Source organism: Streptomyces sp. NPDC059866 (genome assembly GCF_042731325.1).
Classification (GTDB): domain Bacteria; phylum Actinomycetota; class Actinomycetes; order Streptomycetales; family Streptomycetaceae; genus Streptomyces; species Streptomyces flavusporus.
The window spans coordinates 158,529-171,956 of sequence record NZ_JBHWJT010000007.1; the positions used below are offsets into that span (position 1 = coordinate 158,529).

Annotated in this window: 13 protein-coding genes and 2 pseudogenes; 7 read left to right on the top strand and 8 right to left on the bottom strand. The window is 65.1% G+C overall.

The features are described from left to right. The first annotated feature begins 108 nt into the window (after window positions 1-108). Window positions 109-513 (top strand): DUF6879 family protein, encoded by a 405-nt coding sequence (locus tag ACFV7R_RS13015; RefSeq protein ID WP_385263115.1) that lies wholly within the window; start codon window positions 109-111, stop codon window positions 511-513. Then, window positions 510-629 (top strand): annotated as a pseudogene (locus ACFV7R_RS13020) (helix-turn-helix domain-containing protein); the annotation flags it as partial. The gene ACFV7R_RS13015 and the pseudogene ACFV7R_RS13020, both read left to right, overlap by 4 nt. Before the next feature lie 254 nt (window positions 630-883). Here ACFV7R_RS13020 and ACFV7R_RS13025 read toward each other — a convergent pair. The 5 genes and pseudogenes from ACFV7R_RS13025 to ACFV7R_RS13045 form a co-directional block, all read right to left on the bottom strand. After that, window positions 884-1,759, bottom strand: a complete 876-nt coding sequence (locus tag ACFV7R_RS13025) for a hypothetical protein (protein WP_385263116.1) — start codon at window positions 1,757-1,759, stop codon at window positions 884-886. A gap of 1,168 nt (window positions 1,760-2,927) precedes the next feature. Beyond that, window positions 2,928-3,389, bottom strand: coding sequence for an HIT family protein (locus tag ACFV7R_RS13030; protein ID WP_385263118.1), 462 nt, complete (start codon window positions 3,387-3,389; stop codon window positions 2,928-2,930). A 182-nt stretch (window positions 3,390-3,571) separates the two neighbouring features. After that, complete coding sequence (locus tag ACFV7R_RS13035; RefSeq protein WP_385263119.1) at window positions 3,572-3,886, bottom strand: hypothetical protein; 315 nt, start codon at window positions 3,884-3,886, stop codon at window positions 3,572-3,574. Window positions 3,887-4,205: 319 nt separating this feature from the next. After that, on the bottom strand, window positions 4,206-4,526 hold the full coding sequence (locus tag ACFV7R_RS13040) for a GYD domain-containing protein (protein ID WP_385263121.1): 321 nt from the start codon (window positions 4,524-4,526) through the stop codon (window positions 4,206-4,208). Between the two features lie 226 nt (window positions 4,527-4,752). Further along, window positions 4,753-4,838 (bottom strand): annotated as a pseudogene (locus ACFV7R_RS13045). A 92-nt stretch (window positions 4,839-4,930) separates the two neighbouring features. Between ACFV7R_RS13045 and ACFV7R_RS13050 the strand changes: the two are divergent. Further along, the gene (locus ACFV7R_RS13050) at window positions 4,931-5,860 is read left to right on the top strand and encodes an aminoglycoside phosphotransferase family protein (protein ID WP_385263122.1); all 930 of its coding nucleotides are present in this window, start codon (window positions 4,931-4,933) and stop codon (window positions 5,858-5,860) included. Between the two features lie 17 nt (window positions 5,861-5,877). On the opposite strand, the gene ACFV7R_RS13055 is transcribed toward ACFV7R_RS13050, so the two are convergent. Further along, window positions 5,878-7,125, bottom strand: a complete 1,248-nt coding sequence (locus ACFV7R_RS13055; protein WP_385263364.1) for a hypothetical protein — start codon at window positions 7,123-7,125, stop codon at window positions 5,878-5,880. Window positions 7,126-7,538: 413 nt separating this feature from the next. Between ACFV7R_RS13055 and ACFV7R_RS13060 the strand changes: the two genes are divergently transcribed. The 4 genes from ACFV7R_RS13060 (at window position 7,539) to ACFV7R_RS13075 (ending at window position 10,128) form a co-directional block, all read left to right on the top strand. Further along, window positions 7,539-8,090 carry a bifunctional DNA primase/polymerase gene (locus tag ACFV7R_RS13060; protein WP_385263366.1) on the top strand — a complete coding sequence of 184 codons (552 nt, stop codon included), beginning with the start codon at window positions 7,539-7,541 and terminating at the stop codon, window positions 8,088-8,090. Then, the gene (locus ACFV7R_RS13065) at window positions 8,080-8,391 is read left to right on the top strand and encodes a hypothetical protein (RefSeq protein ID WP_385263123.1); all 312 of its coding nucleotides are present in this window, start codon (window positions 8,080-8,082) and stop codon (window positions 8,389-8,391) included. The genes ACFV7R_RS13060 and ACFV7R_RS13065 overlap by 11 nt, the downstream gene beginning before the upstream one ends. 4 nt (window positions 8,392-8,395) lie before the next feature. Beyond that, a complete protein-coding gene (locus ACFV7R_RS13070) occupies window positions 8,396-8,704 on the top strand; it encodes a hypothetical protein (protein ID WP_385263124.1) in 309 nt (102 codons plus the stop codon). A gap of 485 nt (window positions 8,705-9,189) precedes the next feature. Then, the gene (locus tag ACFV7R_RS13075) at window positions 9,190-10,128 is read left to right on the top strand and encodes a hypothetical protein (protein ID WP_385263125.1); all 939 of its coding nucleotides are present in this window, start codon (window positions 9,190-9,192) and stop codon (window positions 10,126-10,128) included. A gap of 484 nt (window positions 10,129-10,612) precedes the next feature. On the opposite strand, the gene ACFV7R_RS13080 is transcribed toward ACFV7R_RS13075, so the two are convergent. Together ACFV7R_RS13080 and ACFV7R_RS13085 are read right to left on the bottom strand one after the other, a co-directional pair. Beyond that, entirely contained in the window at window positions 10,613-12,097 is a 1,485-nt protein-coding gene (locus ACFV7R_RS13080; protein WP_385263127.1) for a hypothetical protein, read from the bottom strand. A 933-nt stretch (window positions 12,098-13,030) separates the two neighbouring features. After that, window positions 13,031-13,411, bottom strand: a complete 381-nt coding sequence (locus tag ACFV7R_RS13085; RefSeq protein ID WP_385263128.1) for a hypothetical protein — start codon at window positions 13,409-13,411, stop codon at window positions 13,031-13,033. Between the last annotated feature and the right edge of the window lie 17 nt (window positions 13,412-13,428).

Sequence of the window (13,428 nt, forward strand, 5' to 3'; positions counted from 1 at the left end):
CTTGACCTCGACCTCGGGAGACGCTGACCTGCGTGGAACTGAGCCGCTGGCGAGTGTCCGGGCTGTTCGCGCATGCCGGATCTCCAACCACCCCGGATGAAGGGCTACATGACGCTCAGGTTCATCGGCACCACATCGGAGCACGGGAACTGCCCGACGCTGTACGAGGTCGTTGAGACCGGAGACACCCGAGTGCGCATCATCGACGAACCGCCCACGGACGGGCAGCGATTCCTCATGGCGACTGCGACCGGGAACGTTGACACAGGTGAGGACATCCAGATCCTGCGCCGATCAGAGGCCGAACGGCTCGGCCTCCCGAACCGCGCCTTCTGGCTGTTCGACTCGCGCACACTGGTCCGCATGCACATCGACGACACCGACACCACCATCGGCGTCGAGCTGGTCGAAGACCCGGCCGAAGTGCTCGCCGCCTGCCAGGCCCGGGACGCCGCCTTGCGCGCGGCTGTCCCTACTGCCGAGGTCTGGGCACAGGTACGTTCGTCCGTGTGAGCACGGACTTTCAGAGCGCCAGGACCGCCCTCGGCGCGCGGCTGCGCGAGCTGCGCACCGAGGCCGGCCTCAACGGCAAGGACATGGCCGAACGACTCGGCTGGCAGCGCTCAAAACCTTGATCGCCCGGGGATGTGGACTCAATGTGGGCTTCGATCACAGAAGAGGCCTCCCGGGAGTCTCCCGAAAGGCCTCTGACCTGCTAACCATCCCTGTGGGCGCGGACGGTTTCGAACCGCCGACATCCGCCTTGTAAGTTCGGTCCATCCCCGGCACGGTGGGGCCTTCCTGCGTGCGCTGGGGCCACGAGCAACCGCCGACATCCGTGGCTGTTCGTAGCCGTTGATGTCAGCGTTGGATGTCATGCAGATCATCCGGAGAGCGCCAGGAGGATCAGTTGTAGGGGCATCATGACGAACGCGAGCGACAGCAGCAGTCCGCCGGCCAGCGTCACGCCCGCTGTGCGCCACAGCAGGGTCGAGGCTGCCAGTGAGCAGACGGCCCTGTCGGGCTGTTGACGGTCGTAGACGACTTCGATGCGTCTCGGGTCGCCGCCGATGCGTCTGGCCGCGTAGTCGGGCTCGATCTCGTGCGTCCCGCCCTCCAGGTCGGTGTACCGGAAGAACGTCCGCTTGCCCTCTCTCCGGGCGAATGCCGCGACGACCGTGACACCCCGCCTGCGCACGGTCCACCGCTTCCACGCCCACCGGAGCGAGGGCACCACGATCAGCAGACCGAAGAGGGCCGGCGCCACCCCGAGCAGCCACAACACCGCCTGCTGCGGTTCGCCGGCCCACGCCAGCAGGGCGAACCCGCCGACGTATACGAGAAGGAGAACGATTCCCGCGGCGCGTTCACGGCGTGTCAGCCCCAGGCCCTTCTTCCGGCCAGAGGTGCTCGCCGGCCGCTCCTCGACCAGGGCCGCCCCGCCCTGCGCCGGACCGCTCCTGGACCGTGCTCGGTTGGCCGCCTCGACGAGCCGGCCCGCTTGGGCGGCGTCGCGGCCTTTCAGGGTGAACACGGGCCCCGGAGCGCCGTCCACGCCCCACAGCGCGATCTCGACCGAGCGCTGCCCCCGGCCCACGGCCCGCGCCTCCTCCACGGCCTCGATCGGTATCCGCCGTCGCAACCCCTTCTGCTCCAGCACTACGGTCCGGCCCTCCAGCCACATGGTCTCGCCGTACCCACGCAGCGTGAGCGACGGCAGTGGCGACAACGGCGGTGACGGCTCGTAGCGACGGGACATCAGGACCTCTTTCGTTGGCGCTGGAGGGGGTGGCCCGAGCACGCAAAGCATCCTACGTATCCGTCCCCAGGGAGCGGCCATCACCGTGAACCGGCTGGCGGACGCCGTCTGCCTCGCCGCGATCCAGGTTTCTCTGCAGGAGCTGCCCCCTGCGGCCAGGCGCTTAGAAGGCGCTTCGCGCGTTTGCCTGCAATAGGGCTCTGACCTGGGCAGTCACTCGACCCGGCGACGGCTTGCCTGCCGACTTCGACCCACATTCGACTCGCCCTCGTGAGACTTGCAGGCGGCGCTCAGTAGCCGGTCTATTAATCAGCGGTTCCGCTGACCAGCGGGACAGAAGAAACCCACGGCTCTGACCTGGTCGGATGCCGTGGGCGTCTGTCGTTGTTGGTTGGCGTCGGGTGACCTAGGCCCGGAGACGGCCCGGGCCTAGGTGGTCGTGCAGGAAACCGCAGTGCGGCAGCACTCAGCCCTGATCTACGATTTCCCTGCCAGCGTCGGCCGCTACTGTAGTGCGTCCTTAGGCGGCCGTCTGCGGCAGTCGCGCTGATACGGCCTTCACGGCCGAGCCCGAGACGAGCACTCCTGACAGAGCGATCAGACTGGTCAGGATGTCCTGGATTTGTGCCGCCGGGACATAGACGATCACGATGACGATGAGCAGGGCCGCCCAGTCCCTCGGGCGAGCGATTGACAGTACAGAGCGAGTTGGAGCCACACTCATAGCGGTACCTCCTGATACTCAGTGCCCGCCCCACCGATCTTGCTGCCAAGCCCGTTCGGTGGTGCGGGCCTCCTGCTTGAGACCCATAGTGGCGTCTCTTTTGTCAGGACGTATCTTGGGCGCCCCGGACAAGGCCCACGGTCCCTCGGACGGGTGATTGTGTGAGCGTGTGCCTGTAGCTCGTGCGCCCCTCAGCCGTCCACGCGGTCGGCGTAGCGACTTTGGCCTGGAGTTTCAATGACCCAGTCAAGCGCCGCCGCGCTCGGGTCCTGGAGCACCAGTTTGGAAGATCGCGTAACCGGATCCGAGCTGACCTGCGGGTTGCTGGAACGCTCTCCGACGTTCCCCTTTGCTCCCCGCCGCTCGCCGTCCGATCGGGCACGAGCGGGGCACGACCTGTGGCACTGGCAAAGAAGACGTGCAGCGGCTTCCGTGATGTGGGCGTTATCCGGAGGCGTGGAGCTCGGCCCGTATGCGAACACACACCTCTTCGACTGCTGCCTTGCTTGGCAGCCGATTGGCTTCGGACATGGCCAGCTGCAGTACCGGCCCGTAGGCGTTGTGCCGGGTCATGTCATCTCGGCACGCAGGCTGCACCACGAAGTGAAGGTGCCCGGGAACCGCGTCGGCGTGGGACCAGAGGCAGACATAGACCTGTTCTGGGCTCATGGTGGCGGTCACCGCTGCGCTTGTTCGCTGCAGCAGGGGACCGAGCTCGGCGGATTCACTGCGGGACAGATCGGACACATGTACGACGTGTCGGATCGGCATGACCGCCAGCGTGCCCAGCCCCAGCGGGCCCTTCGAATGCTGCACGACCCACTTCGCTGTCCTGAGGAGTGTTCCGCCCGGAAGCGGCTCAATGCCCCCGACAAACCTGCATGCGGTGCACTCGGCGTCTGCCATCTGCCCGTCTCTCCCAGTGGCTGTTGGGGTCCGCACTGTACCCAGCGGTCGGTGGAGCGGCTTTTGGGCTGGAGTTTTGGCGCGAGTGATCATGGCCCCCGTCTAGGGGTCGTTGTTGGTCGTCATCGGCCACTGCCGAGCGACCTCGGACGGCCCAGGGACGGCCCAGACAGCTGGCCAGCTCAGACCTCACTGATGCGGTACGGCTCAGGCAACGGTGACAACGGCACGTCGAGCACGCGTCCCAACAGCGCTCGTGCAACGGCGTCGCGCTCCCAGTCTGGTTGGCCTGCCCTCATCGAGAGGATCACGCGATCTCGGGTGACCATGGCAGCACCCGTGAAGCTTGGGTCGGTGATCGAAGACTCATCCAGCGTGACGCTCAACTCCGCGAGAAGCTCGGGCAGAGGGGCGTCGAGAAGGTGTTCAGGACTCAGCACCAACTGGTCGTAGTCGGTTGGCAGCTTTGACGTCTGCACTTGGTCGAACCTCGTCACGGGCCTATCTCCTCAGCTGGCCTTTGGTGGGTCGCAAGAGTGCCGCTATAGGACCGGGCCAGGGGGACGCCACGCTGAACGATCCCCCCTCGCAGTGAAAGCAGAGACACCAGTGCGAGGACCACGCCGAGAACATCAGCTTGGGAAGCTGCGATCATTTGCGGTCGGCTCGCGCGCTGACCAGGGAAAATGGCATCACGGTGGTCGCGTCGGGCGCGGCTGCTTTCACCGTGATTCCCCGCTGTTCCCCGCTCGCTCTGGTGCGCTTGTGGTGCGGGGTGAGGATCGCGGGAGCAGACGTGTCCGCGTCTCCGAGGGCTCACGTGCCGGGGGCGCGAAAGGTGACCTGTCGGCGCGCGGCCTCATCGATCTCGTCGAGGGTGAGGAGAGGGGTGGCCCGGGTGTGGAGGGCTCCGCTGGCCTTGACGGTGAGGCTGACGGCGGCCATGGAGACCGAGTCGGGGAAGTCGACGATGAGCACGATGTCATCCTCCCCGAAGGCGAAGTACATGGCCTCGACCTGCCCGCCGAGGCCGGTGACGACCTGGTCGACGGCGGCGCGGCGGCCGCTCGCACCTTCCTTGAGTAGCCCCTTGGTGCCCTCGGGCGTGTAGGTGGCCTGAATGAGGAACTTCGGCACAGGCGTGCCTCCTGCCGATTGATCGTCCGGTGTGCAATGGCCTTCCCGCTGTCGCATCGACCGCTACTCGCGGACCGATTGGATTCACTCGTTGGAACCCGCGCCTCTTTCTGCTGATCGCTGTCGAGGAGCTGCAGTAGCGCTGAGCGGCATACGGCTGCACAAACGCGAAGACCCCGGCCTCAGCGTTTCCGCTGGTGACGGTGCCTTGGGCGCCTCATGCGAGGTGCCCCGGCAGGATCCGAACCTGCGCACACGGCTCCGGAGCCCATCAGAGGCCGTTGCCCTTTTGGGGCCCTGACCTGCGGGGCAGGCGTGGGATCGCCCTCTGCTGACCAAGATCATTACGCCCCTATTACGTGGGCGACCTGTCGGGCGGTCGGTCCGGCCCGTATGGTCGAAGCATGATCTCGGGCAGCAGCGGGGCATCTGACGGCGGCGGCGCGGAGTTCACGGCGGAGGGCCTGGAGCCCGTCCTCTGGGAGGCATGCGCGACGGTCGGACTCGACTCCCGCGGCGCCGAGTTGCTGCGGCTCGGGTCGAACGCGGTCTACCGCCTGACCTCGTTACCCGTCATCGTCCGCATCGCGCGTGCTCCGTCGGTGCTCGCTGAGATGGAACGGGCCGTGGGCGTGGCCCGGTGGCTTGAAACGCAGGATTTCCCGGCCATGCGCGTGCCGGCGTCGGTCGTCCAACCGCTCGTCGTCGGCGGCCTGGTGGTGACCTTCTGGGAGAGCGTCCAGGAGCACGAGGAGTACGCGACGGTCGGCGAGCTGGCCGATCTCCTACGGCGCTTGCACTGGCTTGAGGAACCTGAATCCCTGGGCCTGCCGTATTTCGACCCGCTCGCTAAGCTGGCGGCGTCCCTCGAAGGGCTGGACGGCATCTCGGGTGAGGACCGGACGTTCCTGGGAGAGCGAGCGGCGAGCGTCGCCAAGGACTACGACCGGCTGGACTTCGTCCTTCCTTTCGGCATGATCCACGGTGACGCCAGCATCGGGAACGTCCTCCGCCATCGGGACGGGCACGCTGTGCTCATCGACCTGGACGGCTTGGCCCTCGCCCCACGCGAGTGGGACCTGATCCAGACGGCGATCTTCTACGACAGGTACGGCTGGCGTACAAAGGCGGAGTACGCGGAGTTCGTTCACCGGTACGGCTTCGACCTGATGAACTGGGCTGGGTATGAAACGCTTGCGGACCTGCGTGAGTTGATGATGGTTGCGTGGCTCGGCCACCAGGTCACGACGAGCGAGCGGTCTGCTGCCGAATTCGCTCGGCGGGTGCGGTCCCTCCGTACCGGGGAGGGCCGAGAGGAGTGGGGTCCGTTCTGAACGCACGGTGACTGGTTTCAGGAATTGATGTGATCGCCGGAAGCGATCCACAGCCTGTGCTCTCTGGCCTGCTCGGTAAAGGACTGTACGTCCGTGGTGTTGCCGATCGCTGCGAGGTTCTGTCGGAACTCGGCAAGGTAGCTGACACATCGTGCCGACTTCAGTTGCTCTCCCAGGTCGAGCGCATCGAGTGCCACGCGGCAGGCCTCCTCGACGTCGCCGGTGCGCAAGTGGGCGTCGGCCAGAACCATGGTCGCGAAGAAGTCGCTCCGAACGTGGCTGCCACTCATGGCGTTCTCGGCGTGGGTGACGGCCTGGCGGGCACTGTTGACGTCGCGGAAGCAGTGGGCGGCCTCGGCGGCAAGTTCAGCTTCGTCGAAGTAGGTGATCCACTCCGGCTCGTCGTCGTGGTTCCGGCCTTCCAGCGCCTTCGTGGCCGCGCTCAAGGCGGCTTCGCAGGCCCGTACGTCGCCGGTTCGGGCAAGCGCGCGGGCCTCCATGGCGCGGAACTGGGCACGCAGCGTCGGCGTGGCCACGGGAGAGATGCCCATGAGAGCCGCGCGGGCAAGCGTCGCGGCCTGCGTGTAGTGACCGAGGAACGTCGCCTGATGGCTCATGGCGGACAGGATGCTTCCGGCGAGCCGACGGTCATTGGCATCCTGGGCCAACCGGAGAGCCTGGAGGAAGTACCGCTGTGCAAGGCCGTGGCGGCAGGCGTCGTAGGACATCCAACCGGCCAGAAGCGTTGCTTCCGCCACGGTGGAGAACAGGGTCCGGCCGACCTGCTCGGTGTACTGGCCGCGCAGGAGCGGTGTCACCTCGGTACTGAGGTACTGGATGGCCGCGTGCCGAGCATGGTCGCCACCGAAACGGTCGTCCAACTCGGCGAACATGTCCGCGGTGGTCTTGATGGCAGCCACGTCTCCGAGACCGACGCGCATCCCGTCCCGACGCTGCCGGGGAACGGCCGGCTCGGGCGCCACCAGCCACCGGAGTGAGGCTTCGTTCCACGCGGGTTCGGAAGGCTCGGCCTGGAGCAGGGGCTCGTACCGGTTGAGATCTGCGCGCCACAGCTGGCCAACTGCTTCGATGGCGCCCTCGGGGCTCGCTGGATAGCCGGCGTCCAAGAGCCCCGTGTCCCGCTCGCCTTCGTGGTTCAGCCCGAGCTCGGCGGCGCTGAGGTCGTACACCTCGCACAGCAATGGACCGTAGAAGTCGTCCGGTGTGCTGTGTCCGTTCTCCCAGCTGGCGATTCGGCGTTTCACGCTCGCGTCCGACGGGAGTTGGTGGCCACGGTGCATCGCAGCCTGACGCAGTTCGCGCACCAACCGTGGCTGACTCCAGCCTCGGCCCACACGGGCTTGCCGTAAGCGAACGCTGGTCGGCTCCATGGAAGACGTGACCGTTCCCTCCCCACCGGTGCACAGGTGCGACTTCTGGGACGCGCGACTCTTTGGCCTTACGACCGAATGTACGCGCTGTTCATCGCTGAGCGCTGCAAGTAACCGGAGATCGGGGGCGGTTGGCACGTGACGGGGGATGACGCGCGCACCCGTGACGCGTCATCCCCCGTCACCTCTCGTCATCTGCCTTGGCCAGGGTGGTGAGCCCGAGTCTGGACACAGGGCGGCATCGCAGCCGCAACTGAGTCTGACTGAGGTGAGATGACGTGCAGAGGATGACCAGGAGGGGCGTCGAATGGCTCTCTGCGGCGGCCGACGATCCGGCGGCGTGCCGGGCCACCTGGGCGGACGACCCCCGCGCGCCGTACATGCTGCCGACTGGCCGCCTCTTCGACGTGGTGACGGTCGACCAGCGCATCGGGATCGAGACCTTCGATCAACTGCTGCGCCGTGGGCTGCCCTTCGGACCAACGGTGCTCGACCACAAGGCCCGACGCGTGGGCTTCTTCCTGGGCTCGAAGAGCCAGGAGACCTTCGTCCACTACCTTGCGCAGGAGGAGGGAGCACCACCCGCGTACCGCTACCTGAGCCGCGATTCGGTGGTCGTCGTCCCGGGGCCCATGCCCATGTCCGGCGACCGTTACGAGTGGCTCCGCGCGCCGACCCGGCGCCCGATGGCGAACCCGCTCCGGCCGGTGGCCTTGGCGACCATGCTCGTAGCCTCTGCAGAGTTGCTCGCCCGTGTGGACCGGTACGGCAAGCGCTACCCCTCTGCGGCTGCCCTCGCTCTGTCCGCATTCGAGGGGACGGCGACCGATGCGGGATGACGCCACCGACCGGCACGACGCTGCTACCTGGTCGCCCTTGGACAGCGACGGCTGGTACGCCGCGCGCAACGCCACGACTGCCCTGCGGGATGCCCTGATCCGCGCAGGGATGGAGAAGGATTTCCCCTACCTGCGAGCCGACTTGAACGCCTTCGGACACGGCTTGGTCGAACTCGGGCGCGTGTCGCCGGCCACCGCCGAGCGAGTGGCGGAGCTGCTGCGGCTGGCGCTGGCTTCGGGGTTGCAGCGTCTTGAGGAGAGCGGCGAGGCCAGTACCGAACATCGTGCAGGAGAGGATTGAGGTCATGACCGACCGACGAGGAGTCGTCGCCAAGCGCGCCGAGAACCTGATGCCTGGCGTTCCGTACGTCCGCGGTTGGGCGCAGGCTCGACGCAGCGCCGGAGCGCTGGCCGTACAACTGACCGCCCTGCGCTTGGAGTCGGACTTCCCTGGCCTCACGGCCGACGTGAACGTCTTGGGCGACGGCTTGGTACGCCTCGGGACCATCCGGCCGGAGGCAGCACTGATGCTGGCCGAACTGATCATGTCGGGTCTCGCGGCGGAGACGGCGATGTCCACCGATGCGTTGACGGAAGAGCCGGCGACTGCCTGATCACTTCACCCGACAGACCCCGGCCGGTTGCGGTTCGAGCATGCTCCCGCGAACGGTCGGCGGGCCCCGTACATCGTCGTGCCCCCGGCGATCGATGTGCGGGGCCACTTGCTGCGTGCCATGCCTCGTCCGCTGTCGGTCTGCCGCTCGGCCGGGACCGGCGCCCCAGCGCCGCAGCCCGGACGAAGCGGCAGACCGAAACGCGCGGCGACTGGGACGCTCGTCTCTGACCCGCACGAGAGGACGTCAGCTTGGGAAGCTGCGATCACTGAGGGCCGGTTCGGGTGCTGACCTGGGCTAACGGTTGGGCTTGGCCTCGTAGGACTCAGCCTCATTGACCGTGATTCCCCGCTGTTCTGCTTGATCTGGTGTGCTGTGGCGCGGCCAGTGAGAGTGGCTGTGCTCTACCGGCTGCGTCTTGATTTGTCATTGCAGCATTGCCTCTTCCCCCGATGTGGCACGCTACCGGGGAAGGGCAGAGAAGGATGGTGCAGTCAGGGGGGAATGCTTTGCCCAGTGAAAACGTGATAACGGCTCAAGTTATTGCTGATGCTCTGGAGGGTGCTGTAAAGCGGCAGCCAGAAGGCCAGTTGGCCTATGTAGCTGGCCAAGGTCGCTCAGAGTTGCACTTCCGCGACATCATAGCCAGTCAGCTTCACGTTATGTTGGAATCCTCCCGCGTGGTGGTACAGACTGAGTGGGGAGGGATTGTTTCTCCTGAATTTTTGGTTTGCCGGTCGGATATAGCCGTCCTCAATAAGAAGTATGAACCTCTCGCGGTCGTTGAATTCACCGTTGATGCGACGGCGAATTTCGGAGTGAAGGGTATTAGTTCTAGGACGATAAGAAAGCTCAAGAAGGATGCAGCCAAGTGTGTCTCGTACGGTCCTCAGCCGGAAGTCTTTGTGGTCCTTCTGCTGACTCACTTCGGCTGGGCTTCACGCAGGCGACATGCCAGTAGTCCGCTTACTCGGCTTGCAGCGCTGTGCTCGTTTACGAACTTGAATGAAGAGCTTCTTGATATACGGTCTCGACTGGCAGATTTCGCGGGAGAGGACGCGAATGTTGCAACCGGAGTAATCCCATTGGGAGGGGTTAGCGGAGTATCTGTTGAACTCGGCTACGTCGCTTTAGGGCCAATGCCTGATGAAAAATTGGATCAGTTGGAAAGGCCGGTCAACAAGGACCAGCCTAGATGGATGCCTTTACCTGACGGATCCAAGCTGAGAAGGGTAACTGCTGGCCATTATCGGCTCCTCTCCCGTGAAGGCGAGGAGCTTGTGGATGTAGTCAAAGTAGAGGGGAGATTGTCGGTAGCGTGGCAAGCTTTGATTCCCGGCGAGCCAAGGGGAACTCGTCATAGTAAGTGGCCAACGAGGGATCTCGCCGTGCATATGGCACTGGGCCGCAGGGATCGGACTTGAAAACCGTCGTGGCGCGAGCCACCGTGGGTTCAAATCCCACACCCACCGCGCAGGTGAACGGCCCCTGACCAGGCGATTCGGTCAGGGGCCGTTGCATTGTGCCGTGCCCGCTCGACACCGCAGTTCCCCGCGGTTCCCCGTGCGATCGGGCACGGATGGGGCACGGGCACCTTCTGATCCGTAGCTCTATCTAGATCGGTCAGCGACAGCCATACCGGCCGCTTCGAGGCCCCAGAGGGACCCTATCGGTGGGAGCCGGTTGTTGTGGTTGCGGTACTGTGTTGCTGTACCGGGCGCCGTCGCTGTTCAAGCCACTCGACCATGATCATATGAGGTTTAGGCAGCGCTGATGAAACCACTGCCAGCGCGGCTGCCCGGTCCCGTGTCTCTCAGCTGCCGGGTCATGCGGATGGCGTTTTCTAGGAATTCGCGGAAACGGTATAGGAGGCTATTGTTCCTGGTCACCTCGCTGGCGTACAGGTGACTATTTCTTGGCCGCAGCTTCCAGGAGTTGAGCGATGGTGCGCTCAGTCCATATGTCCATAGTCTTCATGCCGTAGGGTTCTTGTTCGGAATCACTGAGCGTCTGCTTTCCTTCCGGATCGCGGAAGATACTCACATGCATGTATGGATCGGTATCGCCCTTGGCAAACGGCGCGCCCTCCCACCACTGCGGCAGCACCCACCATGCAGCCGCATAGTCGCCAGCGTGCGTTAGGTTGAGCATTTCGCTACTGCGGTAAATTCTCGAATGATAGCGGTAGAACTCATCCCCCGGCCCTGCCAACCACTTGGGGGCGTCCCTTGTGTGTTTCAAGTCTTTCGATTCCGTATCCCAGGAGACCTGCTGGGAGTATCTATAGCTGTTTCCCAGCTTGCACCTGTCGGCCCTGATATAGGAGATGTTCGCGTCGACCTCGACGCGACCGATGCCAGACTGCAGAGGCACATCGACGGTGACGTCTTTTGAGAAGTCGTCACCGGGGTCCAGCGTGTCACCCGGGTTCCCAACGTTGCCGGTCCCCAGCATGCGGGAAGGGGAGTAAGAGACATGTCTCAGTGTGTTCCCGTACTGCCAGAGATCGTTTTTCCAGTCACGCATACTGTTACCTTCTGTATTCAACTTGGTCGGGTAGCCTTTCACCTTCCACATGGTGCCCACAACGTAAATTCTCACCGAACCGGTGTTACGGAACTCGATATGTGCTGGCACGTGAAGCACAGCGCCATCCGCACTCATCGTGGGCTTCCCGAAGGAGACGCCGAAGGGGACCTTCACGGGAGTGGTATACGGGACGTACATCTGCGAGTAGGTGAGGCCCGCGGCCCCGACGATGCCGGACACTGCAGCGCCGAGCGCGATGCTCTTGGGATTCGGGATCTTTTGCCAAACTTTCTGCCGCGTCAGCGCCCACAGTGCCCAGGCCGACCAGATACCCAGGCCGATCCACAGCCAGAGAAACCGGGTGTAGTCCCCGCCCTCGATCTGAATGACCAGGAACATCAGATTGGTGCCTGTCACGGAACCGACGCCCACCAGGACTGCCTCGCCTGAGTACCGCAGGACCCTCTTCCGCCAGTAGTCCCATAGGGCAAGAGCGGCGACCATCTCGATCAACGCCGCGGCCATGAAGATGGCGCCCATGACGCGCCCGCCGTACGCCAGCGCATTGAACGCGTCTTTGATTCCCACATAGGACAGCACGCCGGCGGATGTAAGAAGTCCGAGAGCCATGACGATGGCCGTAGCACGCCTTCTCCGCGGGTGGTCGGGCCAGCACTCCTTGTCCGCTACCCAGTGGACGCGCGCCGGGTCGTCGAGGATGTCCAGGGGCAGGCCCGCGCGCCGTAGGAATCTTTCCAGTTCTTGACGCGACCAGGCTCGGCCGACGGTTTCACCCCGGATGATCACGGTCCGCAGGCCCCGGTCGTCCGGCGCCTGCACGACCACAAGAGGCTGATTCTTCATGATCAAAGAGTGACTGTGACCCGCTGGTCACCTCCGCAATGACACACGCCCGCACCGCATCAGTCCGTGCCAGCGGTAGCCGAGCCGCGCGATGTGCTGGCGGACGCAGCTTGGACCAGGGAGGTGGGCCCGGTTGAGCCATGAAGGCCGCCACCAAGCAGCGTTGCCGCAGGGCGCGTCGCCAAGGCCGAACGGGGTGAGGCCGTCCCCTAGCGATCGGCAGGCGGGGTGACTCCCAAACTGGTGAACATCGACTTCGGTGCGTGCGGGTGCTCCCGCTGGCCGGCCTGCGCCTCGGGCCGCTCCGCCCTTCCGCACAGCCGCCCATGGTGATCATGGTGTGCAGGGCAGTATGGAGGCGCGCGGAGTACGGCGCGGAACGAACTTCCCCGGCACGTCGCCGCTCGGAGCGTCGGGGCGAAGTGTGTCCTACCCCAACCCTGCGCCCCTCGGCCAGGCAGCCCAACTGCCCGTGCTGGCCGATGTATGGCCCACAGCCTCTGTGGAGCGAGACCGAAGGAGGCAAGCCGGGTGGGTCGACACCCGCTTTAGGAGCGAGGTTGGGCGATCAAGGTCGTGACCTGGGGATTCCCTACCTTGGACGGGGCCCCGTCGTATGCCCCGCCTCGAACCTCGATTCCCCGTGAGTCCCCGCCCGTTCTGGCACGAGAGTGGCACGACCCGGGGACCGTGCCCTGGCCCCTCGATGCGAACTACCGGCTGCAAGGTCGTTACGGTCTAGGACGCTGGTCGTGAGGTTATCGATGGCCGTTGGAGGTCGGCTGCGGTCGCGGTGGTTGCTGTACTCCGCTGCTGTACGGCAACCGTGGGCCGCTCGCCTGTGGAGCACGTGGCCAGCCGCAGCTGCTCACGGCCCGGATGGAATGCCTGGCTGTGCATGCTCGGCTTGAGTCTGTGGTAGCGGGAATTGGATCAGTCCTGGCCCAAGGTGGGGTCTTGGGCTGCGTTGAGTGTTTCTTCGATGGTGATGTCGATGTACCGGTCGCGGTCTGTGGGGCTGAGGGCCGGTTGGGGTGTTTCGGCCTGATCGAGTCGAATGCGGACGTGGCGGGTGATGACGTCGTGGTGGGGTGCGGGAGTCTGCTTTTTTAGGTCGTTGTATACCGTCCAGGCGAGGCTGGCGATGCTCACGATGAGAGCGCCGAGTGAGATGGGGTCAAGGTACTGATCGGGGCGGGTGGTGGTCTCGCGGGCGTGGAGGGCGGCTTCCACGTCGGTTGCGAGGTTGGGGTTGTGCGGCGTGGTGAGGCGGTGTGCTGCGGCTCGTGCGCCGGGTCCGACCGGGTCGACCATGCGGTTTGTTCTCCTTG

Excerpts from the sequence above, each read along its gene's own strand:
- ACFV7R_RS13015 (WP_385263115.1), top strand. The coding sequence starts at position 109 with ATGACGCTCAGGTTCATCGGCACCACATCGGAGCACGGGAACTGCCCG.
- ACFV7R_RS13025 (WP_385263116.1), bottom strand. The coding sequence starts at position 1,759 with ATGTCCCGTCGCTACGAGCCGTCACCGCCGTTGTCGCCACTGCCGTCG.
- ACFV7R_RS13030 (WP_385263118.1), bottom strand. The coding sequence starts at position 3,389 with ATGGCAGACGCCGAGTGCACCGCATGCAGGTTTGTCGGGGGCATTGAG.
- ACFV7R_RS13050 (WP_385263122.1), top strand. The coding sequence starts at position 4,931 with ATGATCTCGGGCAGCAGCGGGGCATCTGACGGCGGCGGCGCGGAGTTC.
- ACFV7R_RS13060 (WP_385263366.1), top strand. The coding sequence starts at position 7,539 with ATGACCAGGAGGGGCGTCGAATGGCTCTCTGCGGCGGCCGACGATCCG.
- ACFV7R_RS13065 (WP_385263123.1), top strand. The coding sequence starts at position 8,080 with ATGCGGGATGACGCCACCGACCGGCACGACGCTGCTACCTGGTCGCCC.
- ACFV7R_RS13070 (WP_385263124.1), top strand. The coding sequence starts at position 8,396 with ATGACCGACCGACGAGGAGTCGTCGCCAAGCGCGCCGAGAACCTGATG.
- ACFV7R_RS13075 (WP_385263125.1), top strand. The coding sequence starts at position 9,190 with ATGGTGCAGTCAGGGGGGAATGCTTTGCCCAGTGAAAACGTGATAACG.
- ACFV7R_RS13080 (WP_385263127.1), bottom strand. The coding sequence starts at position 12,097 with ATGAAGAATCAGCCTCTTGTGGTCGTGCAGGCGCCGGACGACCGGGGC.
- ACFV7R_RS13085 (WP_385263128.1), bottom strand. The coding sequence starts at position 13,411 with ATGGTCGACCCGGTCGGACCCGGCGCACGAGCCGCAGCACACCGCCTC.